Origin of the sequence: Aeromonas sp. SER (assembly GCF_038739615.1) — a bacterium.
Lineage (GTDB): Bacteria > Pseudomonadota > Gammaproteobacteria > Enterobacterales > Aeromonadaceae > Aeromonas > Aeromonas jandaei.
In genome coordinates, this window is the sequence record NZ_JBCGFC010000005.1 from 218190 (window position 1) to 242669 (window position 24480).

At 57.1% G+C, this 24480-nt stretch carries 23 protein-coding genes; 21 read left to right on the top strand and 2 right to left on the bottom strand.

Annotation, left to right across the window (positions count from 1 at the left end):
* The first annotated feature begins 150 nt into the window (after positions 1 to 150).
* The gene (gene oxyR, locus AAHA41_RS10055; protein WP_198505876.1) at positions 151 to 1050 is read left to right on the top strand and encodes a DNA-binding transcriptional regulator OxyR; all 900 of its coding nucleotides are present in this window, start codon (positions 151 to 153) and stop codon (positions 1048 to 1050) included.
* A 49-nt stretch (positions 1051 to 1099) separates the two neighbouring features.
* On the opposite strand, the gene AAHA41_RS10060 is transcribed toward oxyR, so the two are convergent.
* On the bottom strand, positions 1100 to 3559 hold the full coding sequence (locus tag AAHA41_RS10060; protein WP_219271119.1) for a PBP1A family penicillin-binding protein: 2460 nt from the start codon (positions 3557 to 3559) through the stop codon (positions 1100 to 1102).
* A 298-nt stretch (positions 3560 to 3857) separates the two neighbouring features.
* Here AAHA41_RS10060 and tapM point away from each other — a divergent pair, with 298 nt between their 5' ends.
* The 19 genes from tapM to AAHA41_RS10155 all read left to right on the top strand — a co-directional run bounded on the left by tapM (position 3858) and on the right by AAHA41_RS10155 (position 22145).
* Positions 3858 to 4922, top strand: a complete 1065-nt coding sequence (tapM, locus tag AAHA41_RS10065) for a PilM family type IVa pilus assembly protein TapM (RefSeq protein ID WP_277988561.1) — start codon at positions 3858 to 3860, stop codon at positions 4920 to 4922.
* Positions 4910 to 5488: a PilN family type IV pilus biogenesis protein TapN gene (gene tapN, locus AAHA41_RS10070; RefSeq protein WP_041210017.1), complete on the top strand. Its 579-nt coding sequence runs from the start codon at positions 4910 to 4912 to the stop codon at positions 5486 to 5488. The genes tapM and tapN overlap by 13 nt, the downstream gene beginning before the upstream one ends.
* Positions 5485 to 6081, top strand: coding sequence for a PilO family type IV pilus biogenesis protein TapO (gene tapO, locus AAHA41_RS10075; protein WP_033112649.1), 597 nt, complete (start codon positions 5485 to 5487; stop codon positions 6079 to 6081). Before tapN ends, tapO begins: the two co-directional genes overlap by 4 nt.
* Entirely contained in the window at positions 6081 to 6614 is a 534-nt protein-coding gene (locus tag AAHA41_RS10080) for a pilus assembly protein PilP (RefSeq protein ID WP_041210018.1), read from the top strand. The genes tapO and AAHA41_RS10080 overlap by 1 nt, the downstream gene beginning before the upstream one ends.
* Positions 6615 to 6630: 16 nt before the next feature.
* Positions 6631 to 8841, top strand: coding sequence for a type IV pilus secretin PilQ family protein (locus AAHA41_RS10085; RefSeq protein WP_323070395.1), 2211 nt, complete (start codon positions 6631 to 6633; stop codon positions 8839 to 8841).
* A gap of 191 nt (positions 8842 to 9032) precedes the next feature.
* The gene (gene aroK / locus AAHA41_RS10090) at positions 9033 to 9551 is read left to right on the top strand and encodes a shikimate kinase AroK (protein ID WP_033113859.1); all 519 of its coding nucleotides are present in this window, start codon (positions 9033 to 9035) and stop codon (positions 9549 to 9551) included.
* 14 nt (positions 9552 to 9565) lie between these two features.
* Positions 9566 to 10645: a 3-dehydroquinate synthase gene (aroB, locus tag AAHA41_RS10095; RefSeq protein WP_323070396.1), complete on the top strand. Its 1080-nt coding sequence runs from the start codon at positions 9566 to 9568 to the stop codon at positions 10643 to 10645.
* Positions 10638 to 12212 (top strand): AAA family ATPase, encoded by a 1575-nt coding sequence (locus tag AAHA41_RS10100; RefSeq protein WP_323070397.1) that lies wholly within the window; start codon positions 10638 to 10640, stop codon positions 12210 to 12212. Before aroB ends, AAHA41_RS10100 begins: the two co-directional genes overlap by 8 nt.
* A gap of 70 nt (positions 12213 to 12282) precedes the next feature.
* A complete protein-coding gene (locus AAHA41_RS10105) occupies positions 12283 to 13155 on the top strand; it encodes a Dam family site-specific DNA-(adenine-N6)-methyltransferase (protein ID WP_033113856.1) in 873 nt (290 codons plus the stop codon).
* Between the two features lie 163 nt (positions 13156 to 13318).
* Positions 13319 to 13993, top strand: a complete 675-nt coding sequence (gene rpe, locus AAHA41_RS10110) for a ribulose-phosphate 3-epimerase (RefSeq protein WP_041210023.1) — start codon at positions 13319 to 13321, stop codon at positions 13991 to 13993.
* A complete protein-coding gene (locus AAHA41_RS10115; protein ID WP_323070398.1) occupies positions 13980 to 14648 on the top strand; it encodes a phosphoglycolate phosphatase in 669 nt (222 codons plus the stop codon). Before rpe ends, AAHA41_RS10115 begins: the two co-directional genes overlap by 14 nt.
* 42 nt (positions 14649 to 14690) lie before the next feature.
* Complete coding sequence (gene trpS / locus AAHA41_RS10120; RefSeq protein WP_019446357.1) at positions 14691 to 15695, top strand: tryptophan--tRNA ligase; 1005 nt, start codon at positions 14691 to 14693, stop codon at positions 15693 to 15695.
* Between the two features lie 119 nt (positions 15696 to 15814).
* Positions 15815 to 16030, top strand: coding sequence for a hypothetical protein (locus AAHA41_RS10125; RefSeq protein ID WP_019446358.1), 216 nt, complete (start codon positions 15815 to 15817; stop codon positions 16028 to 16030).
* A 21-nt stretch (positions 16031 to 16051) separates the two neighbouring features.
* Positions 16052 to 16633 carry an aminodeoxychorismate synthase component II gene (locus AAHA41_RS10130; RefSeq protein ID WP_323070399.1) on the top strand — a complete coding sequence of 194 codons (582 nt, stop codon included), beginning with the start codon at positions 16052 to 16054 and terminating at the stop codon, positions 16631 to 16633.
* Positions 16634 to 16909: 276 nt separating this feature from the next.
* Positions 16910 to 18127 carry an aspartate aminotransferase family protein gene (locus AAHA41_RS10135; RefSeq protein WP_041210025.1) on the top strand — a complete coding sequence of 406 codons (1218 nt, stop codon included), beginning with the start codon at positions 16910 to 16912 and terminating at the stop codon, positions 18125 to 18127.
* Between the two features lie 75 nt (positions 18128 to 18202).
* A complete protein-coding gene (astA, locus tag AAHA41_RS10140; protein WP_323070400.1) occupies positions 18203 to 19222 on the top strand; it encodes an arginine N-succinyltransferase in 1020 nt (339 codons plus the stop codon).
* 72 nt (positions 19223 to 19294) lie between these two features.
* Positions 19295 to 20764 (top strand): succinylglutamate-semialdehyde dehydrogenase, encoded by a 1470-nt coding sequence (astD, locus tag AAHA41_RS10145; protein ID WP_323070401.1) that lies wholly within the window; start codon positions 19295 to 19297, stop codon positions 20762 to 20764.
* Positions 20765 to 20827: 63 nt separating this feature from the next.
* Positions 20828 to 21625 (top strand): DUF1338 domain-containing protein, encoded by a 798-nt coding sequence (locus tag AAHA41_RS10150; RefSeq protein WP_323070402.1) that lies wholly within the window; start codon positions 20828 to 20830, stop codon positions 21623 to 21625.
* Between the two features lie 262 nt (positions 21626 to 21887).
* Positions 21888 to 22145: a hypothetical protein gene (locus AAHA41_RS10155; protein ID WP_323070403.1), complete on the top strand. Its 258-nt coding sequence runs from the start codon at positions 21888 to 21890 to the stop codon at positions 22143 to 22145.
* A gap of 97 nt (positions 22146 to 22242) precedes the next feature.
* Here AAHA41_RS10155 and AAHA41_RS10160 read toward each other — a convergent pair whose 3' ends face one another.
* Positions 22243 to 22839 (bottom strand): beta-phosphoglucomutase family hydrolase, encoded by a 597-nt coding sequence (locus AAHA41_RS10160; RefSeq protein WP_323070404.1) that lies wholly within the window; start codon positions 22837 to 22839, stop codon positions 22243 to 22245.
* 171 nt (positions 22840 to 23010) lie between these two features.
* On the opposite strand from AAHA41_RS10160, the gene AAHA41_RS10165 reads away from it, so the two are divergent.
* Positions 23011 to 24375 (top strand): MDR family MFS transporter, encoded by a 1365-nt coding sequence (locus AAHA41_RS10165; RefSeq protein WP_042029753.1) that lies wholly within the window; start codon positions 23011 to 23013, stop codon positions 24373 to 24375.
* Positions 24376 to 24480 lie beyond the last annotated feature (105 nt).

A 24480-nucleotide genomic window follows, 5' to 3' on the forward strand; every position in this document is an offset into this window, starting at 1 on the left:
TGTTACAAAAGCAAGGCCGACAACCGCAAGGTTGTCGGCCTTTTTTATTAACGTAGCAAGATGGCGTAAGCCCTGGGATGGCGATGGCTTGTTCCTGGTGCGGATATTGGGCATTCTGTTGACCCATTTGCCGGGCAGGACTCTTGCTGTATGAACCTTCGTGATCTCGAATATCTGGTGGCACTGGATGAGGAAAAGCACTTTCGCAAGGCGGCCGAGCGCTGCTTTGTCAGCCAGCCAACCCTGAGCGGCCAGCTGCGCAAGCTGGAGGATGAACTCGGAGTGATCCTGATTGAGCGTACCTCACGCAAGGTTCTGTTCACCCCTGCAGGGGATGCCATGGCCCAGCAGGCGAGACGCGTGCTCAAGGAAGTGCGTGAGCTCAAGAGTATCGGCCAGCATTTTTCAGAACCCATGTCGGGGGAGATCCATATCGGATTTATCCCGACGGTGGGGCCTTACCTGTTGCCTCGTATTATTCAAGCCCTGCGCGAGAGCTTCCCCCAGCTGGAATTCTACCTCTATGAAGAGCAGACCCAGAGCTTGCTCAAGCGGCTGGAGGAGGGAGAGCTGGATTGTGTCATTCTGGCCGAGATGGCTGGCATGGAGGGCTTTGGCTCCATCCCGCTTTATCACGAGCCGATGTGGCTGGCAGTGCCTTGCCAGCACCCGGAGGCAAGATCCAAAGAGGTACCGCTCGGGCATCTCAAGGGTAAAAAGCTGCTGATGCTGGAAGATGGCCACTGCCTGCGAGATCAAGCCATGGGCTTTTGCTTCGCCGGCGGCATCGGTGAGGATCAGCGGTTCAAGGGAACCAGCCTGGAGACGCTGCGCAACATGGTGGCTGCTGGTAGTGGCATGACCCTCATTCCCCGACTTGCAGTGCCTGCCGATCGTGATGAAGGGGGCGTCAGTTATCGACCTGTTATCGATCCGGTTCCCGGGCGGACTATCTCTTTGCTCTATCGTCACTACTCGGTACGTCGCCCATGTTTCAATGAACTGGCAACCAAAATTGCGGGCTTGATGAAGGTCGCTCTGGCGCAATAAAAAAACCGGCAGCGCAGGCTGCCGGTTTGATTTGAACCATTGAGCTGATTTAGAAGATATCGTCGGTGGAGACGGGGCCTTCTACATTCGGATTATCTCCGCCATACACCTGATTGCCATCAGAGGTCGGTGTCGCATAGCGGGTCGGTTCGGTTCCTTCCTTGAAGTATTCATCGGTACCGCCACCCGTGGCCAGCAGTCCTGTCTCACTGTCAATCTTGACGGTCATGATCCCTTCCGGCACCGGCATCTTGTGCTCGGGGATATTCTTGAGCGCCACCTTCATGAAGTCGATCCAGATAGGCTGAGCAGCGCCACCGCCAAACTCGGCACGGCCCAGACCGCGCTGGTGGTTGTCAAACCCGATCCAGGATGTGGCGACAATATCCGGGGTATAGCCGGAGAACCAGGCATCACGAGATTCGTTGGTGGTACCGGTTTTACCGGAAATATCGTGACGCTTGAGGTCACGCGCTGCACGCCAGCCGGTACCGCGCCAGCCGTTGCCACCCCAGATGGCGGTGCTCAGGGTATCGGTAATGAGGAAAGAACTCTGGGCACTGATGGTATGCGGAGCTATAGCAGCAGTTGCACTGGGTGCTGCTCCTTCAGTGGCAGGTGCAGTTTGTACGGTCTGTTGCTGCGGGTCACTCTGCTGTTCGCAGGTAGTGCAGGCGATCGCCGGATTGGCTTGATAGAGGGTGTTCTCCTGGCTGTCGGTTACCTTGTCGATAAAGTAAGGGGTGACTAGGAAACCGCCGTTGGCCAGTACCGAGTAGCCGCGCACCACTTCAAGAGGCGTGAATTCGGCAGCGCCCAGTGCCAATGCTTCATGAGGTGAAATGAAGTCACGCGGGAAACCGAAGCGGGTCAGGCCGTCGATATAGGTATCGAGGCCAATGGCGCGCATCAGGCGTACTGACATGACGTTCTTGGACTTGGCGAGCCCCAAACGCAGCGGTGTCGGGCCATCGTAGACGGCCGGCGAGTTTTTGGGTTGCCACATCGGCCCCTTGGAGGGATCCCACTGGTTGATCGGTGCGTCGTTGATAAGTGACGCCAGGGTATAACCATGCTCCAGCGCGGTGGCATAGAGGAAAGGCTTGATGTTGGAACCAATCTGGCGACGTGCTTGATCAACCCGGTTGAACTTGGAGAGTTCGAAGCTGAAGCCACCGACCAGCGCTTCCAGCGCACCATTTTTCGGGTTCATGGCAACCAGTGCCGCGTTGACGTCCGGTATTTGAGCCAGCAGCAGCTCTTCGCCCTGCTCGCGAACCCAGATCCGGGCGCCGACTTTCAACACATCCCGCGCTGATTTGGGGGCATAGCCCTGGCGGTCGTCGGTAATAAAGGCGCGAGCCCACTTGATGCCGTTCCAGCCAAGGGTAGCTTCTTTACCATTTTTCAGAACCAGGGTGGCATTACGGTCATCCAGCTTGGTGACGACGGCAGCCATCAGCGGATCATAGGTAGGCTGTTTGGCCAGATGGGCGACGATCTGCTCGTAGTCCCAGCTCGACTCGCCAGCTTTCCACAATTGTTCGCTCGGTCCGCGGTAGCCGTGGCGCATGTCGTAGGCAAAGACACCGTCCAGCAGGGCCTGTCTGGCCGCGCGCTGACGTTCGGCAGAGACGGTTGTGTAGACATGCAGGCCCATGGTGTAGGCATCTTCACCGAACTGCTCGACCATTTTCTGGCGCACCATCTCACCCAGATAGGGGGCATGCAGGGTCACTTCGGCGCCGTGATAACGAGCCTTGATTGGCATCTTGGAGGCTTCGTCAAACTGGGCCTGAGTGATCTTGCCTGTCTCCAGCATCCGACCCAGCACCACATTGCGGCGTGCAAAGGCGCGCTCCGGCGAACGAATTGGGTTGAGCATGGAGGGGGCCTTTGGCAGACCGGCGATGATGGCGATCTCGTCGAGTCCCAAATCTTTTACTTCTTTACCGAAGTAGACCTGGGCGGCTGCGCCGACACCAAATGCACGGTAACCAAGGGGAATCTTGTTGAGATAGAGCTCGAGGATCTCGTCTTTGGAGAGGTTTTGCTCAATCCGCCAGGCAAGGAAGACCTCCTTGATCTTGCGGATCAGGGTCTTCTCGTTGCTCAGGAAGAAGTTGCGGGCAACCTGCTGGGTGATGGTACTGGCACCCTGACGGGCTTGGCCGGAGACAGCCCAGACAGTTGCTGCGCGCAGGATGCCGATGGGGTCGATCCCCGGGTGCTCATAGAAGCGGGCATCTTCCGTTGCCAGCACGGCATCGATCATCGGCTTTGGAATTTCATCCAGACGCAACGGAATGCGACGGATCTCGCCATATTGGGCGATCAACTCGCCATCACGACTATAGACCCGCATCGGAGTTGCCAGTTTGACGTCACGCAGTGCAGTAACGTCAGGCAGTTGAGGCTTGATGTAGAAATAGATACCGATGAGGCTGGCAACACCCAGCACAGCACCCAGCATCATGACAATAAACAGGCGAACGAGCCATTTCAGCATGGAAGAACTACCAATCGTCTTAAAATTAGCCAACGGGCGCAGAGTATAGCCCTTTTGCTATCTGGAATTCGAGGTTTTCCTGTGGCTAGCCACCCACCTCGAAGGATGCGAGAGGTTAGCACCCCGGGGCGCAATAACCAAGGAGACGCCTTCCGATTAAGAAAGCGAGGCAAGTCACTTTTCGGTATAAACTTTATGACATTGATAGATAGAGCATTTAGGATAGCCAAAGACCTCTTCGGGTGGGCTGTCCTACACTCAACCCAGAAACCAAACCCAATAACGCATGGATGTGTATATGTTTGGGCTATTCAACAAGGGATCCCTCCTCCCGTTGGTGGGCGTTGATTTTGGCAGTCAGACCATCAAGGCGGTCACCCTCAGTGGACGTCCCGGCAAGCTGCATATCGATTCCGTCGCAGATATCGTTACCCCGAAGGGGACGCTGGTGGATTACCAGTTACAGGATATCGAGCGAGTCAGCCAGTCCCTCAAAAGTCTTAAACGCCTGCTCCCCGGTAACAGCGACTATGCCGCCACGGCTGTGACGGGTTCCAATGTGATCACCAAAGTTATTCAACTTGATGCCGCTCTCAGCGACAAGGAGCTGGAGAATCAGGTTCAGCTCGAGGCCGAGCAAATCATTCCCTTTCCGCTTGATGAGGTCAGCCTCGATTTTGAGGTACTGGGTAATAGCCTTAACAATGAAGAACGTCTTGATGTACTGCTGAGTGCAGCGCGAACCGAAAGTGTGAATGGCAGGGTTAGTGCGCTTTCCGAGTCAGGTTTTATGGTCAAAGTGGTTGATATCGGGTCACACGCACTGGGACGTGCCGTGGTGACTTGTCTGCCTGAGCTGCTGGAAAGCGAACGGCCTGTGGGGGTAATAGATATCGGTGCCAGCTCAATGACCTTTGCAGCCCTAGTTAAGGGGGAGGTTATCTACTCCCGGCTGCAAAACTTCGGTGGCGATCAATATAGCCAGGCACTCTCCTCCTTTTATGGCATGACGCTGGAAGAAGCAGAGCAGGCCAAGACCAAAGGCACGCTACCGGTGGATCACGAGCTGGATGTGCTGATGCCCCATATCAACTCACTGCTTCAGCAGGTTCGCCGCAATATTCAGCTCTTTTGCAGCTCTTCCGGCTATCGGGAAGTATCCAGGCTGGTGTTGAGCGGTGGAGGGAGCTTGTTGCCGGGTCTGGTGGTGCAGCTGAAAGAGGAAGTCAACTGCGAGGTATTGCACCCGGATCCCTTTGCCTTGTTTGGCAAACCCAAAAGTGAAGTTGAACAGTCACATGGTGCGAAATATATGACTGCTTTCGGGCTGGCCTTGAGGAGCTTCACTCCATGTCAAATATAAACCTCCTGCCTTGGCGCGAGGTACGAGCACAGCGCCAGAAGAAACAGTTTGGTGTCTTATTGGGAGCCTTTGTGCTGGCTACAGTGGCACTCGGGTTCTTTGTCGACTGGTTGGTTGAACATCAGGTGGGCTCGCAGCAGCAGCGAAATCAGCGCCTTGTTCAGGAGATGGCTATTTTGGATGCGCATCTGGGAGAGATCCGGTTGCTCAAGGAGCGGCGCAAAGAGCTGATCGACAGAATGCAGCTTATCGAGCAGTTGCAGATGCGCCGCAACTTGCCGGTTCGCCTCTTCAACCAACTGCCATCTTTGGTGCCTAACGGGGTTTATCTCAACACTCTCGCCTTGCAGAACAATACGATAGATGTAAATGGCAAGACGGAGGCATATGGTCGGGTAGCCAGCATGATGCGCAGGATTGATGCTTCCGGTTGGCTGGGACAGTCCAAGATCAGCACTATTTTTACTGCCGACGTTGAGCCTGTTTCCCTCAGCCAGTTTTCCATGATGTTCCTTATCGCCAACAATGCGGCAGCTGCCGATGATGCGAACAAGGAGAAAAAATGAATCTGCAGCAACTCAATGAGTTGGATTTCAACAACATAGCGAGCTGGCCCAAGGCTGCAAAAGTGATCTTTATTCTGTTTTGCTGCGTGTTGACTGGTGGGCTCCTCTACTACTACGTGATAGCCAATTCACTGGCTGTGCTGACACAAGAAACGGAGAAGGAAACTGAGCTGAAGTCTCAGTTTGAGAGCAAAGCGATGCTTGCTGCGAACTTGGGGGTATACAAGGCTCAGATGGTTGAGCTGGAACATCTGGTCGATACCCAGCTAAAGCAGCTGCCCAATACTCATGAAGTAGCGGGGTTGCTGGATGACATCAGTTTTATTGCGACGGATAACGGCTTGAAGCTGAATCGCATTAATTGGGAACCTGAAGTGAAACACGAGTTTTCGACCGAGCTTCCCATGCGTATCGAGGTGGTAGGAACCTATCATGAACTTGGCAAGTTCACGGCTGACATGGCGGCGTTACCTCGTATCGTCATCCTCGACTCCTTTACGCTCGATCAGAACAAGGATTCGGGAGACCTGATCTCGATGTCGATGCTGGCCAAGACCTACAAATATAACGGCAAAACAGTGGGGTCTAAATAATGAAGCGTATCTGCTGGTTGTTACCTGCTCTCCTGCTGGCGGGGTGTGGTGGCCAGGAGGACATGGATTCCTATATTGCCGACGTTAAAGCAAGGCCGCCAATCCCCATTGAACCATTGCCGGAGCTCAAGCCGTTTTCTCCCATGCACTACCAACAACAGGAGTTGCGTAGCCCCTTCATGATGCCTCAGCCCGAGGCGAGCAGTGGGACAGAGAATAGTGCCAAGCTAAAGCCTGATTGTGCACAAGTAGTAAGCGATCGGGAAAAAGAGGTGCTGGAGAATTACTCGTTAGCCAGCCTGTCGATGCAAGGTTCATTGGCCAAGGCCGGGCAATTGTGGGCGTTGATCCGAACTCCCGATGGTCAGTCTATGCGGGTCGGGCTAAACCAGTATATGGGGCTTGATCAGGGGCGGGTCATCAAAATTACCGATACTGCAGTGGATTTGCTGGAAACCATACCGGATGGGAAGGGGTGCTGGGTAACAAGAGAAACCCAGTTGGCCATGGCCAATACGCAGGCAAAACAATAATCAGGGATGAGCAGCAATGAGAAGAACAATGGAACATGTAACCAAGGTGGCCCTGCTGTTTTGTGCCAGTGCCTTTACTCAGGCCTGGGCGGTTGCAACCCTGCAAGAGATCAAGGTCAATCCTCTGCTTGCTGACCAACTGCAGCTTGAATTGAGTTTTAGTGAACCAGTCAGCAGTTTTACCGATCGTCTCTCCTACCAACCCAATCAACTGCTGTTGCATATTCCTGGAGCAGTCGGCGCCCTCAAGGTCAATCCGTTACCAATCCAGAGACAGGGGGTTGATAACATCAAGGTGGAGGGTAAAGGAGCCGGACTTGATATCAAGATCGCTCTTGATCAGCTGGCCCCCTACCAGGTACAGCAGCAGGGCAGCAAATTGCTAGTATCGCTGGGGGAGGGGGCATCAACGGCGTCTTTTAATGCACAGAGTGCTCTGCTGACCCCAGCTGCGACACCTGCTTCTACTTCAGCAACGCCTGTCACCACATCGGCATTGATCAATTCCAACGTTGTAGCCAGTTCGCAGTCTATTCAACCGCAGGCGATGCCTGTTGCCTCAACGGCCTCAGCCAAACCCGTTCTCAATAATTATCAGAACAGTGGCGGTGGCGCCTATTTCAATACGGTAACTGGCGTTGATTTTCGCCGTGGCAAGGATGGTCAGGGCGAGTTTCTGGTGACACTGGACAACAGCTCCGCTGCGGTGGATGTGAGCAGTCGCGGCCAGACTGTGATGGCCAAATTCCACGGTACCAGCGTGCCTGATGGCTTGCTCAATCTTATCAATGTACAGGATTTTGCGACTCCGGTTTCTCAGGTCGAAGTGTCCCGCCAGGGCAGTGATACCCTGTTCGAGCTTTCGGTGAATGGTCAGTTTGATTATCGCTATGACCAAGCTGACAAAATGTTCATTATCGAGGTGAAAAAGCGCACGGCTGCGGCTGGTTCCAAGCAGTATCAAGGAAAACCCATCTCATTGAACTTTCAGGATATTCCTGTAAGGACCGTGCTGCAGCTCATTGCTGACTTCAATAACCTCAATCTGGTTACCACCGATTCTGTATCCGGTAACATTACACTGCGTCTTGATGGCGTACCCTGGGAGCAGGCACTCGATATCATCCTGAAGGTGCGTGGGCTGGATAAGCGGCTGGACAACAATATTCTGCTGGTTGCTCCTGCTGACGAGATCGCTACTCGCGAGAAACAGCAGTTGGAGAGTCGCAATCAGGTTGCCGATCTGGCACCGCTTTACACCGAATATCTGCAGATCAACTATGCCAAAGCATCTGAAGTCGCGGCGTTGCTCTCCTCCCAGAGCACCAAGCTGCTCTCGTCGCGCGGTGCAGTAAGTGTGGACGAGCGTACCAACGTGCTGGTGGTGAAGGATACGGCTGAGGTGATCAGCAATATCAAGCGAATGCTGGATATTCTCGATATACCGGTCAAGCAGGTCGTTATTGAAGCTCGCATGGTGACCATTGACGATGGCTTTGACGAGGCTCTCGGTGTGCGTTGGGGAGTGACCAAGAATGATGGCCATGGCAACAGCACCTCGGGCTCCATCCAAGGTAACGATACTTCAGGTAATAACAACGGTACGTCGGCGATTACCAGACCTACCGTTGATGATCGCATGAACGTCAATCTACCTGTGACCAATGCCGCTGGCACACTGGCCTTCCAGGTGGCTCGTCTGGCCGATGGCACGCTTCTGGACCTTGAACTCTCTGCGCTGGAGAAGGAGAGCAAGGCCGAAATCATAGCAAGCCCCCGGGTGACAACCGCCAACCAGAAACCGGCGCTGATTGAGCAGGGTACCGAGATCCCCTATGTAGAGTCATCTTCCAGTGGTGCTACCTCTGTGACCTTCAAGAAGGCTGTGTTGAGTCTGAAGGTGACTCCGCAGATCACTCCCGACAATCGAGTGATCCTCGATCTGACCGTTACTCAGGATACCAAGGGTGAGACTGTGCCGACCGGCACAGGTGATGCGGTATCCATCAATGCCCAGTCCATCACCACCCAGGTGCTGGTGAACAATGGTGAGACCCTGGTGCTCGGCGGTATCTACCAACAGACCATCAAGAGCGATGTGACCAAGGTGCCGCTACTGGGTGATATTCCCGGATTGGGGGCCTTGTTTCGCAAGACAACCAGTGAGAACAAAAAGCGTGAACTGCTGATTTTCGTGACACCCAAGATAGTCACCGACGCTTTTTGAATGCTTTACATGTGAGGGTAAAACACATATAACCTTACGCCCCGACACGGCTGGGGCGTAAGGGCTGCGGTTGCCAGTCCCGATTTCTATTGAGATAATCCCCCACCTGATCCATCGCAAGATAAGGTTCACAGGTACCCCGATCCAGTATTTATCGGGGTCGTACAGTTTGTAATTACTAACGAAAAGACATGGCTGAGAAACGCAATATTTTCCTGATAGGTCCCATGGGTGCGGGCAAGAGCACCATAGGTAGACATCTGGCAGAACAACTGCACATGGAGTTTTTCGACTCAGATCATGAGATTGAGCGCCGCAGTGGTGCTGATATCAGCTGGGTGTTCGATGTTGAAGGCGAAGAGGGTTTTCGGATCCGCGAAGAGAAGGTGATCGGCGAGCTCTCCGAACAGCAGGGTATCGTGCTGGCGACCGGTGGCGGTGCCATCAAGAGTCGTGAAACTCGCAATAAACTCTCTGCTCGTGGCATCGTGGTCTACCTCGAAACCACCATTGAAAAGCAGCTGGCGCGTACACAACGCGACAAGCGTCGCCCTCTGCTGCAGACCGAAGAGCCAGCTCGTGAAGTGCTTGAGCGCCTGGCACAAGAGCGTAATGCCCTGTATGAAGAGGTTGCCGACTTTGTTGTGCATACCGATGAGCAGAGTGCAAAAGTGGTTGCCAATCAAATCGTCAAGCTGATCGGTATGTAAACAAGAGGACGTCCATGGAACGGTTGAAGGTTGAATTGGGTGAACGCAGCTATCCCATCGAGATAGCTGCAGGCTTGTTGCAGCGTGCTGATGTGCTGACATCGGCTATCAAGGGCAAGCGGGTAATGATAGTGACCAACACGGTCGTTGCCCCGCTCTATCTTGAGCTGGTCACCTCCCGACTCTCCGGTTTTCAGGTCGAGCACCTGATCCTGCCGGATGGCGAGGCTTACAAGAACCTGGCAACCTTCGAGCAGATCATGTCTGCTCTGCTTGAAACCAACCATGGGCGCGATACGACACTGATCGCTCTGGGAGGCGGTGTGATCGGGGATGTGGTGGGCTTTGCGGCAGCAAGCTATCAACGTGGCATTCCTTTTATCCAGATCCCGACCACCCTGCTCTCCCAGGTTGACTCCTCTGTTGGCGGTAAAACTGCCGTCAACCACCCGCTTGGCAAGAACATGATCGGAGCCTTTTACCAGCCCCGTCAGGTTGTTATCGATACCGAGTGTCTCTCTACCTTGCCCGCCCGCGAATTTGCTGCAGGGATGGCCGAGGTGATCAAGTACGGCATCATTTGGGATGCAGATTTCTTCAGCTGGCTGGAGCAGAACATGGTTCTGCTGCAACAGCTTGATCCTGCGGCTTTGGCCTACGCCATCAAGCGCTGCTGCCAGATCAAAGCGGATGTGGTCGGTCAGGACGAGACCGAGCATGGCGTACGAGCACTGCTCAATCTGGGCCACACCTTTGGTCATGCTATCGAAGCGGAACAGGGCTACGGCAACTGGCTGCACGGCGAAGCGGTAGCGGCAGGTATTATGCTGGCGGCCTGGACGGCTCAGGCCCGTGGCGAGATGACCGAGCTGGAAGTTGCTCGCGTTCGCGCTCTGCTGCTGGCGGCAAACTTGCCGATCAAGGCACCGGCCGAGATGGATTTTGCCGCCTTTATTCGCCATATGCGTCGCGACAAGAAGGTACTGGAAGGCAAGCTGCGTCTGGTTTTGCCGGTCGGTATCGGTCATGCACAGGTGGTTGCAGATGTCTCCGACGCAGAGCTGTTGGCGGTGATCGAGTCAGGTCGTGAGTAAACTCCTTCAATTTCCTTCCCAGCGGCAGCTGGTTGATCGGCTGCTGCATCTGATTGAATTCAATCACCCTTTTATCTTTCTCTCCGGCAAGCCCGGGAGCGGTCGCGGTACCCTCTGCGAGTCATTGCTCGGCAAACTGCCGGAAAAAGTACGCGTCGTCAGCCTGATAGGCACTCCTGCCATGAAGATGGTGGATGTGCGTCAACTGCTGCTGCCTCAAGTGGTGGCCCGCCCTCTGTTCAACCCGCAGGATGCGCTGGCTGACAGCTTCTTTCGCATGCTGGAGGGGAGCAAACCTGCCACCCTGTTGCTGATGATCGAGCGGGCAGACGAGCTGCCTGCCGAGCTGCTGGGTGAGCTGTGGGCCATCAGCCGCCACAATGATACGCTGGCAGCACCGCATCGCCTGGCCATCATCGTCTCCGGGAGTGATCACTGGTGTCGCAGCCAGCGGCCTCTGCTCAAAGGGCGAGCCATGCCGGCGCTGGAGCTGGAGGTGCCGCCACTGAGCCCACCCGAGCAACGCATCTTCTTGTATGAAAAGGCCAAAGAGCTCAAGATCCCGACGACCCTCTTGCCCAAGGTCAAAGTGGAAGAGATCCTTACTACGGCGAATGGACATCCGTCCACCATCATGCAGTTACTGGAGGATATCATGACCGACAGAAGGCCCAAGAAGCGTCAGGCCGAGTTGCCCGTCAAGAAGATTGCCACCGTCATCGCGGTGGTGGCTGGTGGTCTGCTGGCGATGAGCTATCTGCTGCCTGCGCTGTTTAGCAGCGACAGCAAACCTGCCATGCAAGACCCGGCTCAGACAACCCCCTTGCCCATCCAGGTTTTAGGCGGCGATCCCCTGACCGTCGGCAGTGGCGATAGCAGCCAGCAGGCTGCGCAGGATAATGGCAGCGGCGATGCTAGCAGTGCTACTGGCGTAGTGAAGGATTGGCAACCGGAGGCCAAGGTGCTGCCCAAGTCGGTCGACAGCGATACCGTCACGACCGAATCCACCAACTACGAGGGGCGCCGGGTGGTGATCTCTGACGAGGTGGTGCAAAAGCTGATGAGCGAGCCCAAGGTGAGCGGTGCATTGCCGACCGATGTGGTTGACGAGCTGACCGGCAAAGGCACGGCGGTGGCGAGTGGTGCTGCCGCGACTGGCACGGCCACTGCCAAAGCAGCGACCAGTGCGCCGGTTACCGCAACGAGCAAAACTGCTACGCCTGCGCCAACCACCCGCAGCGAACCGGCCGCCGCGCCAGCGCCCAAGGTGGAGCTCACGCCCGTGGCGACTCTCACCAAGAAGCCGCGTAACCACTACAGCATCCAGTTGATGGGGGCGAGCAACACCAAGGCGGTGGATCAGTTTGTTGCCGAGCATGGTTTGGCGGGCAAGGTGTGGGTCTATCAGACCAAGTTCCGCGGTAGCCCCTGGTATGTGGTTCTGCAGGGGGATTACGCCGGTTTGAGCCAGGCCAAAAGCGCCATTCGAAAACTCTCCCCCGAGCTGCTGAAAGGGCAGCCCTGGCCCAAGTCGTTTGCACAGGTACAAAAAGAGCTGAAGCAATAGCCTTGATACCGGATAAGGGGGTAGAATCGACCCCCTTTTTGGGTCTTGCCTTCTTACACACCGGATTTCCATGAAAAAAACACGCGCTTTTTTAAAATGGGCCGGGGGAAAATACTCCCTGGTTGAAGAGATCGCCGAGCGTTTGCCAGCCGGGCGTGTGTTGCTGGAGCCTTTCGTCGGGGCCGGTTCTGTCTTCCTCAATACCGACTACGACGCCTATGTGCTCAATGACATCAATCCGGATCTGATCGCCCTCTATAACCATCTCAAAGAGACGCCGGATCACTTCATCGACGAAGCGCGCAAGCTGTTTGTGGCCGAGCATAACCACAAGGCTGCCTACTACCGGCTGCGTACCCAGTTCAACCAGACCGATACCAGCTTCGAGCGCTCCCTGCTGTTCCTCTTCCTCAACCGCCACGGCTTCAATGGCCTGTGCCGTTACAACAAGAAGGGAGGCTTCAACGTCCCGTTTGGTTCCTACAAAAAGCCCTACTTCCCGGAGAAGGAGCTGTGGGCCTTTGCCGAGAAGGCGCAGAAAGCGACCTTTATCTGCGAAAGCTACGCTGATGCTATCAAGCGGGCCGAAGAGGATTGGGTTATCTACTGCGATCCTCCCTATGCGCCGCTCTCTACCACGGCGAGCTTCACCACCTATGCAGCTGGCGGCTTTACGCTGGACGATCAGGCGGTACTTGCCCGTCTGGCGCGGCACACCGCGGCCCATAAGGGCGTGCCGGTACTGATCAGCAATCACGACATCGAACTGACCCGCGAGCTTTATCGCGGCGCCCGTCTCGACGAGATCCTGGTCAAACGCACCATCAGCCGCAACGGTGGCACCCGCAACAAGGTAGCCGAGTTGCTGGCGCTCTATCCGCCCGGAATCGAACCTGAGCAGGGCTACTACCCCAGCGACAGCGAGCTGCTGCCGCTGAGCTAGCAACAAGACGGCACCTTCGGGGGCCGTTTTTGTTTGGCGAGCCGACTTGAATGGAAGCAGGGTAGGGGATTGCCCCATTTCTCCCGCTTTCGAGTCGTTTTCGCCCGCCATTTACGTTAAAATTGCGCCGCTTTTTCTCCCTGGCTGCCAATGGATGATGCTGATGAAAGACTTTCTGATTGCCCCCTCGATCCTCTCTGCCGATTTTGCCCGTCTGGGTGACGACGTAGCCAAGGTACTGGCTGCCGGTGCCGACGTGGTTCACTTCGACGTGATGGACAACCACTATGTCCCCAACCTGACCATTGGCCCCATGGTCTGTCAGGCGCTGCGTGACTTTGGTATCGAGGCCCCCATCGACGTGCATCTGATGGTCAAGCCGGTGGATCGCATCATTCCCGATTTTGCCAAGGCGGGTGCTTCCCTCATCACCTTTCATCCGGAAGCGTCTGACCACGTCGACCGTTCTCTGGGCCTGATCAAGGAGATGGGCTGCCAGGCGGGTCTGGTGCTCAATCCGGCTACCTCGCTCTCCTGCCTCGAGTATGTGATGGACAAGCTGGACGTGATCCTGCTGATGTCGGTCAACCCGGGCTTCGGTGGCCAGAGCTTCATCCCCGGCACCCTCGACAAGCTGCGTCAGGTGCGTCGCCTGATCGACGAGAGCGGCCGTGACATTCGCCTCGAGATCGATGGTGGGGTCAAGGTCGACAATATCCGTGAAATCGCCGAAGCGGGTGCCGACATGTTCGTCGCCGGTTCTGCCATCTTCGGCAAGCCCGATTACAAAGCGGTGATCGACCAGATGCGTGCGGAGCTGGCTCATGTCAAACGCTGAGCGTGCATTTGACCTGGTGCTGTTCGATCTGGACGGCACCCTGATCGACAGCGCCGCCCAGCTGGCGCTGGCAGTCAATCTGACGCTGGCTGATCTGGGTCTGGAACAAGCAGATGAAGCGGTTATCCGTACCTGGGTCGGCAATGGCGCCGACAAGCTGATCCAGCGGGCCCTTGCCTATCGCGAGGCCGACCCCGAGCTGTTTGCCAAGGCCCGTCCGATCTTTTTCCAGCACTACAACGCCTGTTTGCTGCAGGGATTGGCCATGTATGATGGGGTTGCCTGGAGTCTACGCCGCCTGCAAACCCTGGGTTACAAGCAGGCGATCGTCACCAACAAGCCGAGCGATTTTGTCGCGCCTATTCTTGATGCCCTCGGTATCAGCGATTGCTTCGCGCTCTGGCTCGGCGGCAACTGCGTACCGGTCAAGAAGCCGAGTCCGGAGCCCTTGCTGCACGCCTGCCAGGAGCTGGGAGTGAGTCCGGCTCGTACCCTGATGGTGGGTGACTCCGAAAATGATGTGCTGGCTGCCAAGGCGGCCGGCATGAAGGTGGTGGGGCTCACCTACGGTTACAACTATGGCCGCCCCATTGCCGACTCCCAGCCTGACTGGGTGTTCGAACACTTTTCCCAGCTCGATGCGCTGTTGAGCTAAGCGCGTCGCCGGACTGGCTGAATTACAAGGATTACTACTCTCATGACCAAACCAATCGTATTGAGCGGGGCGCAGCCCTCCGGTCAGCTGACCATCGGCAACTACATGGGCGCACTGCGTCAGTGGGTCAACATGCAGGATGAGTACGACTGCCTCTACTGCATCGTCGACCTGCATGCCATCACCACCCGCCAGGATCCGGTTGCCCTGCGCAAGGCCTGTCTCGATGCGGCCGCCCTCTATCTGGCGGTCGGTATCGATCCCAAGAAGAGCACCGTTTTCATCCAGTCTCACGTGCCGCAGCACGCCGAGCTGGGCTGGATCCTCAACTGCTATACCCAGATGGGTGAGCTGTCGCGCATGACCCAGTTCAAAGACAAGTCCGCCCGTTTCGAGAACAACGTCAACGTCGGCCTGTTCGGTTATCCGGTGCTGATGGCGGCCGATATCCTGCTCTATCAGGCCAATCAGGTGCCGGTCGGCAACGACCAGAAGCAGCATCTCGAGCTGACCCGCGACATCTGCACCCGTTTCAACAACCTCTATGGTGAGGTGTTCACCATGCCTGAGCCCTTCATTCCGACCGAAGGGGCGCGAGTGATGAGCCTGCAGGATCCGACCAAGAAGATGTCCAAGTCGGATGACAACGAGGCCAACTTCATCGGCCTGCTGGAAGATCCCAAGCAGATCGTCAAGAAGATCAAGCGTGCGGTGACCGACTCCGACGATCCGGCCGTGGTTCGTTTCGATCCGGAAAACAAACCGGGCGTCTCCAACCTGCTGACCCTGATGTCCGGTGTGACCGGTCGCTCCATCCCGGAGCTGGAGCAGCATTTTGAAGGCAAGATGTACGGTCATCTCAAGACCGAAACCGCCGAGGCGGTTGTCGCACTGCTGGAGCCGATTCAGGCCCGTTTCAATGAGCTGCGTCAGGATGAGGCCCATCTGATTGCGATTTTGGCCGAAGGGGCACAAAAGGCGCGTGAAAGGGCTGAAAAAACTTTGACCAGCGTATATGATGTAGTCGGCTTCGTTCCTCGAGCCTGACATACTGGGAAGGTGTAGTAGAAGAGAGCTGGGTATTTGCCTGGCTTTCTTTATTTTCCCCAGCCCTATTTTTATTTGATTTTATTATTCCAACTCGGGATATATCCCCAAGAGTACCCATGTCTGTTCAACCGAATATTTCAATTGAAGAGCTGAGTGACAAAGGTCACTGGCTGCGCAAGTTTCGCAAGGCGAAAAACCTCAATACCCTGCAATTGATGGTCTCCAATGCCATCGACAAGCATCACAAGACCGCAGCCATTGCTGCCGCCATCTATCTGGCCGAATGTCAGCGTGAGCGGGAAATGGAGCAGGGTCGTTTTCTCGATCGTTAATTCTCCGCTGCTGGTTATCTCATGTTGCTGTTAATTGATAACTACGACTCCTTTACCTGGAATCTGGTGCAATATTTTGGTGCGCTGGGTCAGGAGGTAGAGGTCAGACGCAATGATGAACTGACGCTGACCGATATCGAGCAGTTATCTCCCCGTTTTCTGGTTATCTCTCCCGGCCCCTGTACTCCCAACGAGGCAGGTATCTCTCTCGACGCCATCACCCATTTCGCTGGCAAGCTGCCCATTCTCGGCGTCTGCCTTGGTCATCAGTCGCTGGCGCAGGCGTTTGGTGCCCGCGTGGTTCGCGCGCGTCAGGTAATGCACGGCAAGACCTCCCTCATCCGTCATCGCGGCGAAGGGGTATTCTTTGGTCTCAAGGATCCCTTGCGGGTGACCCGATATCATTCGCTGGTAGTGGAGCGCGAGACGCTGCCCGACTGCTTCGAGATCACCGCCTGGAGCGAGCATGCAGATGGCTCGTTCGACGAGATCATGGGGCTGCGCCACAAGACGCTCAACATCGAGGGCGTGCAGTTCCATCCGGAGAGTATTTTGAGCGAACAGGGCCATTTGCTACTGGCCAATTTTCTGACCCGTTCATAAAAAGTTGTGACCACCTTCTCAATATCGAGAGAAGGCAAAAAAAATTTCTCTGACACTTTATTCACCCCCTCTCCTGCCCAAATTATCTCTTGCCAAGCCCCCCTGAGTCGTTATGCAATGCGGTTGCCTAAAATATCAGGGGCAGTCGAACATTGTTCCTTACAGGCCCTCTTGTTACAGACTTTTTACTTTATTTCTGTGATAATCCCGTCACGTTTACACGGATTTAACTTTTGGGCGGTGGATTATTCTGTCGCCGAATCGAAGGAGAGCTATATGTCAGAGTTGTTGGCAGTGACACGTGAAGTGTTTGATGAAGTGATGGTTCCCAACTATGCGCCGGCCAAGATCATCCCGGTTCGTGGCGAAGGATCACGTGTCTGGGATCAGGATGGTCGCGAGTATGTCGACTTTGCCGGGGGCATCGCCGTAAACGGCCTTGGCCACTGCCATCCCAAGCTGGTCGAGGCCCTGAAAAGCCAGGGCGAGAAGCTGTGGCACCTCTCCAACGTGATGACCAACGAGCCGGCCCTGCGTCTGGCCAAGAAGCTGGTCGCCGCCACCTTTGCCGACAAGGTCTACTTCTGCAACTCCGGCGCCGAGGCCAACGAGGCCGCCCTCAAGCTGGCCCGCCGCTACGCCATCGAGAAGTTTGGCGAGCAGAAGACCCAGATCATCGCCTTCAATCAGGGCTTCCACGGTCGCACCTTCTTTACCGTCAGCGTCGGCGGTCAGGCTGCCTACTCCGATGGTTTCGGGCCCAAGCCCGGTGACATCACCCACGTCCCCTACAACGATCTGGCCGCGCTGGCTGACGTGATCTCCGATAACACCTGCGCCGTGGTGATGGAGCCGCTGCAGGGGGAGGGTGGCATCATTCGTCCCACCGACGAGTTTGCCAAAGGGGTGCGCGAGCTGTGCGACAAGCACAATGCCCTGCTCATCTATGACGAAGTACAGTCCGGTGTCGGTCGTACCGGCGAGCTCTACGCCTACATGGGGCTTGGCGTCACGCCGGACATCCTCACCAGCGCCAAGGCTCTGGGTGGCGGTTTCCCCATCGGCGCCATGCTGACTACCAACGAAATAGCCTCTTACCTGAAAGTGGGCACTCACGGCTCTACTTACGGTGGCAACCCGCTGGCCTGTGCGGTGGCGGAAGCAGTGATCGATGTAATCAATACCCCGGAGGTGCTGGCGGGTATCAAGCAGCGCGAGCAGCTGTTCCGTGATGGGCTTGAAGCCATCAATGCCAAGTACCACTGCTTCAGCGAAATCCGCGGCAAGGGGCTGCTGCTGGGCGCAGCCCTGAGCGAAGAGTACAAGGGGCGCTCGCGCGACTTCCTGCTGGCCTCCATCGATCAGGGGCTGATGGCGCTGGTTGCCGGCACCAACGTGGTTCGTTTTGCTCCTTCGCTGGTGATCCCGGAAGCGGACATCAAGGAGGGGTTGGCCCGCTTCGAGAAAGCGGTCGCCCAGGTGGTTAACGCCTGATCCAAATTGAGGTGGGGAGCCCTCCCGGCAGGAGCCGGGACCCCACCTGACGTCAATGAAAGGGAGTTGTCATTTATGTTGGTTATCCGTCCCATCGAGCAAAAAGATTTTGCCGGGCTCAAGACCTGCGCCATCGAGTCCGGCACCGGCATGACCTCGTTGCCCGTCAACGATGAGCTGCTGCAGCGCAAGATCGATGCTTCCACCCAGACTTTTTCCGACAAGCCGGCCGGCAAGGGGGACTGCCTCTACTTCTTCGTAGCCGAGGATCTCGAGACCGGCGAGATGGTCGGGACCTGCGCCATCGATGCGGCTGTTGGTCTCTCCCAGCCGTTTTACAACTACCACATCGGCAAGGTGGTGCACTCTTCGCCCAAACTCGGTATCTACAATGTGGTCGAGACGCTGACTCTCTCCAATGACTACACCGGCAATACCGAACTTTGCACCCTGTTCCTGCGCGAATGTGCCCGCGAGGGGCTCAACGGCCGCCTGCTCTCCAAGCACCGCTTCCTGTTTATGGCCGAGCACCCGGAGCTGTTTGACGAAACCGTCTTTGCCGAGATGCGCGGCGTCTCGGATGGCAATGGCCACAGCCCCTTCTACGAGTGGCTGCAGACCCATTTCTTCTCGATGGACTTTCCCACCGTCGACTACCTTACCGGGATCGGCAAGAAGCGCTTCATCGCCGAGCTGATGCCCAAGTACCCCATCTACGTCAACTTGCTGAGCAAGGAGGCGCGCGCCGTCATCGGCCAGACCCACGAGAAGACCCGTCCGGCCATCAAGATGCTGCAGGACGAGGGATTCGTGAATCGCGGCTATGTCGATATTTTCGATGCAGGGCCGGCGGTCGAATGCGAGTTGAAGAACATCCGCAGCGTGCGTCGTAGCCAGAAACTGCGGGTGCTGGTGGGCGAGCCCATCGGTGGCCGTACCCACCTGCTCTGCAACAGCCGTTTCGAACAGTACCGTGCCTGCTACGGCAATATCCGGGTCGATCTCGACAAGCACGAGGCCATCATCCCGCCCAAGATGGCGACGGCACTCAAGGTGCAGGATGGCGACATGGTGCGGGTAGTCGACCTCGACTGAGGCAGACAGGACAAGCAAATTGATTATCAAGCAGGCAGCCGAGGCTGCCTGTCAGCGACAGGGAGTGAATGGATGAGCCAGTTAGTGCAATTTATCGACGGTCAGTGGCTTGCCGGTGAAGGCAAGCCGTTCGAGTCACGGGATCCGGCCAAAAACGAGGTGATCTGGCAGGGCGCTGCCGCCAGTGCGGCTCAGGTCGATGCGGCCGTCAAGGCTGCCCGCGCCGCCTTCTACCACTGGTCTGATATGGATCTCGAGGATCGCCTGACCATAGTGCGTCGCTATGCCGACCTGCTGGGTGAGCATAAGGAGGCGTTGGCGCAGACTATCGCCCGCGAAACCGGCAAACCGCTGTGGGAGACCCGCACCGAAGTGGCCGCCATGCAGGGCAAGATCGCCATCTCCATCCGCGCCCATGACGAGCGCACCGGTACAGTGGAAAACCCCATGCCGGGCGCCAAGGCGTTTGTCCGTCACAAGCCCCACGGTGTGGTGGCGGTCTTTGGTCCCTACAACTTCCCGGGCCATCTGCCCAACGGCCACATAGTGCCAGCGCTGATCGCGGGTAATGCCGTGGTGTTCAAACCCTCCGAGCTGACCCCCATGGTGGCGGAAGCCATGCTCAAGGTGTGGCAGGAGGCGGGGCTGCCCAAAGGGGTCATCAATCTGGTGCAGGGCGAAGTCGAGACCGGCAAGGCGCTGGCGGGCAACCCCGATATCGATGGCCTCTTCTTTACCGGCTCCTCCCGTACCGGTCATTTCCTCCATCAGCAGTTTGCCGGTCAGCCGGGCAAAATTCTGGCCCTCGAGATGGGTGGCAACAACCCGCTGATCGTGAAAGAGGTGAGTGACATCGACGGGGCCGTCCATGCCATCATCCAGTCGGCGTTTATCACCTCCGGTCAGCGCTGCACCTGCTCGCGTCGCCTGTTTGTCGAGCGCGGCGAGCGTGGCGATACGCTGGTCAAGCGACTGGTCGAGGTGGTGGGCAAGATCAAGGTCGGCCTCTATGACGCTGCAGAACAGCCGTTTATGGGGGCGATGATCAGCGAGAAAGCTGCGATTGGCATGGTCGAAGCGCAGGCCAACCTGCAACAGCTGGGCGGCGAAAGCCTGCAGGTGCTTGAGCACCTGAAAGCGGGCACCGGCTTTGTCTCCCCGGGCATCATCGACGTGACTGCGGTCAGCACGCTGCCGGACGAAGAGTACTTCGGCCCGCTGCTGCAGCTCATCCGCTATGACGATTTCGATGCGGCCATCGATCTGGCCAATGCCACTCGCTACGGCCTCTCGGCCGGTCTGCTGGGTGACAAGGAGGCGGACTGGAATCACTTCTTCAAGCGGATCCGGGCCGGCATCGTCAACTGGAACAAACCCATTACCGGTGCCTCCAGTGCCGCGCCGTTTGGCGGTATCGGCGCTTCCGGCAACCACAGGGCGAGCGCCTACTACGCCGCTGACTACTGTGCTTATCCTGTTGCATCCGTCGAGGATAGCAAAGCGGCAATGCCGGAGCAGCTGTCTCCCGGTCTGAGCTTCTGACAATAACAAAACGGGGCATCCGGCGGGTGCCCCAACCTGTACCCGCAATCAAAGGAAAGAGAGATGCAAAAGGATATCGACACCCTGTTCAGTCATCTGTGGGACAACTACATCAAGGTGACGCCGAGCGCCCTTAAAGTGCATGCCCTGCTGGGGGGCGGTGAGCCCATCATCAACGACCACATCGCCTTTCGGACCTACAACCTGCCCAAACTGGGGCTGGAGAAGCTGGCCGCCCACTTTCTGGCGCTGGGTTACGAGCAGAAGGGGGAGTATGTGTTCAAGGCGAAGAAGCTCAATGCCAAACACTTCGAGCATAAGGATCCCGATGCTCCCAAGGTGTTTATCAGCGAGCTGAAGGTCGAAGAGCTCTCCGCAGGTGCGCAGGCCATCATCCGCAAGCTGGCGGATCAGGTGCCCGAGCATCTGACCGATACCCCGGTATTTCTCTACGCCGGTGCCCCCTGGCAGGTCTCTTACGCCGACTACCAGACCCTGCTGGCGGAGAGCGAGTATGCAGCCTGGATGGCCGCCTGGGGTTATCGTGCCAACCACTTCACGGTCAATATCAACAAGTTGAAGGACTTCGATACCATCGAGCAGGTCAACGCGGCACTGAAGGCTGCAGGTTTTGTCCTCAACAGTGTGGGTGGCGAGGTGAAGGGGGATCCGCAGGTCATGCTGGAGCAATCCTCCACCATGGCCGACAAGGCGGATGTGCCGTTCAGCGATGGGGTGCGTACCATCCCGAGCTGCTTCTACGAATTTGCCCTGCGCTACCCGCAGCCAGATGGTGTGCTCTATCCGGGCTTCGTCGAGGCGTCGGCCGACAAGATCTTCGAATCGACCAACGCGATGTAAGGGGCGCTGACCGGCACGGGTTGTGCCGCGCTATCCGAGATGAAAACGCCTCCACTGTGGAGGCGTTTTGTTTGGCGCGGGTGGTGGTGCTCTCTCCGGTTATCAATGACTTAAGAGGAGAGGGGGTATGGGTTTCGCTGGTGTTTGGTGTGGCCGAATTGTTGATAAAAATGTGAACGAGATCACTCGATACGCCACAGATTGACGCAGGAAACCGGGCAAAAAGGAGTAGAATGACGCTTTATTTTTGCGGGGCCAATCGATGCCTAACTATCACTTTTTCAAGCAAGGTCAGTCGCTTACCTATCTCGATGCGAATGCACCCAGCTATAGCGATGAGCGTCGACATCTGGTTGCGCAGGGTTTTGCTGCCATTGCTGCGCCCACCTTTGCGGATAGTCCGAGCAAGGCGCTGGAGTTGCTGTGTGCTCATCAGAAGCAGCATGAGTTGCATGCCAATAGCTTTACTCTCACCGTGTCTGAAGTACCTGCGTCAGCGGCTCCCTTCTCGGGCAAATAGGGCGGGCAAACAGGCGCCAGCCAGTTACGAGTCGGGGAGCTGTCAGGCTCCCCGAAAATGATTGCAGTTGTGCCCTGGCACGGTGGCGATGTCCCTGTTATCTCGGGTGCCACTCTCCCTCAAGCACCAGCACGGTATCCATACCTGCCGCCTTGCCTGCCTCAAGCCCGATCTGGGTATCTTCAAACACCAGACAGTTGGCCGGATTGGCCCCCAGCTGTTCGGCTACCTGCAAGAAGGTGTCCGGGTGAGGCTTGTGGTTGATGACTTCATCGGCGCTCACCACCACTGAGATATAGGCGTCGAGACCGGTACTCTTCAGGATCGACTCCGCCTGATTGCGCGGTGAACCGGTACCAATCCCCATCGGCACCTTGCCGTGGTAGTGCCTGACCAGCTCCCACATCCGGGGGAAGACGCTGACCTTGTCGATATGCTCCATGTAGAGGGCAATCTTGCGGCGGGCAAAGGCGTCGGTATCTACCTCCAGTCCCTGCTGCTCGGCCAGCATGGCGATGATCTTGCGAGTCGGAATGCCGCCATACTGGTAGAGCTGCTCCCGCTTGAAGGGGATGCCGAATTCGGCGCAGGTGAGCTCCCAGGCATCGAGATGGAGGGGCATGGAATCAACCAGAGTGCCATCCATATCGAAAATCAGGGCATCGTAGTGATCAAACCGGTACTGCTCGCTCATGGGGACTCCTTGGCTAAATAGGGCAGGCTAGCAGATTGGGGGCCTGGATTGTGGGATCGGCCTCATGGTTGAGGATGGCCGGCCGTGGCTTTTTCTATCTCTTGCTGATTTGTGAGACAATAATTCGCTCAATGCCGGATCCTTTGGCATATCAGATTAGCGAGTCCTCTTATGTCCCCGAAAACCATCTTCTCGAGTGTGGCGCTGGTGATCGCACTGGGATCACTGGAAAAAAGCATCGTCACTACCCCGCTGCCCATGATTGGCGCCGAGCTGCATGCCGGTGGCGCCCTCACCTGGGTGGTCACCGCCTACCTGCTGGCGGCCACCGCCGTGCTGCCTCTCTACGGCAAGCTGAGCGATCTCTTTGGCCGGGTGCGGATGCTCAATATCGGCATCGGCCTGTTTCTGGCGGGCTCGGTGGCCTGCGCCCTCTCCCAGGATCTGCAGACCCTGCTGGCAGCGCGTGTGCTGCAAGGGCTGGGGGGCGGCGGCCTGATTGCCCTCGCGTTTACCGTGATTGCCGACACCATTCCGCCGCGGGAGGTGGGCAAGTATCAGGGCTACATTTCGGCGGTCTATGCGGTCTCCAGCATCGCCGGCCCCTTGCTCGGCGGCTACTTCACCGAGCAGCTCAGCTGGCGCTGGATCTTCTGGATCAATCTGCCGCTCGGGGCGCTGGCAGTCTTTCTCATCAACCGCAACCTCAAGCAGCTCAACGTGCGCCGCCACAGTCGCTTCGACTGGAAGGGGGCGGGTCTGCTGATTACCGTCACCACGCTCACCCTGTTGCTGCTCTCGCCGGAGGCGGCGCTGCCCGCCGTCTGGCTCTCGGCGGCGCTGGGCGTTGCGTTGCTGTTGCTCATTCTGATTGAGCGGCGCGCCCACGACCCCATATTGCCTGCCCATCTGGCCCGGTTGCCCGGCTATCTGGTGAGCGTGCTGCTGGTGATGCTCTCCCAGCTGCTGATGTTTGCCGTGCTGGTTTATCTGCCGTTGCAGATGCAGTGGCAGAAGGGGATGAGCGCCAGCGAGAGCGGCGCCATCATGGTCATCTTCATGATCTGCATCACCGCCGGGGCTTTTGTCGGCGGCAAGCTGATTGGTCGTACCGGTCACTACAAGAGCTTTGTTGCGGTGGGCTTTGGCCTTGCGGCGGTGGCGCTCTGGCAGATCCACTTCGATGCCTGGGTCAGGCTGGCGCTCGGGTTTGCCGGCATCGGTCTCGGTCTGGTGCTGCCCGCCCTCTCCGTGGTGGTGCAGAATGCCCTGCCGCGGCAGGATCGTGGCATCGGCATGTCGCTGTTCAACTTCGGGCGGGAGCTTGGTGGTGCCGTCGGCGTGGCCATCTGCTCCATGCTGTTCCACTTCCGCCTGCCAGCCGGCAGCGATGGCGATCTGAGCCGGCTCGCGCCCGATCTGCTGGCCCCGGGCTTCAGCGCGACCTATATCGGTATGGCACTGATCGCCACGCTGGCGCTGCTCATCACCCTGCTGGCGTTGAAGCGCCATGAGCTGGCCTCCATCAGCGCCTGATTTGACCTGCGCCGACATTGGCTCACCATAGATAGCATCAGGGCTCCCCGCGGGGAGCCCTGATTGTTATTTGGCGAACAGAGTGGCTGCTGCCATCAAGCCATG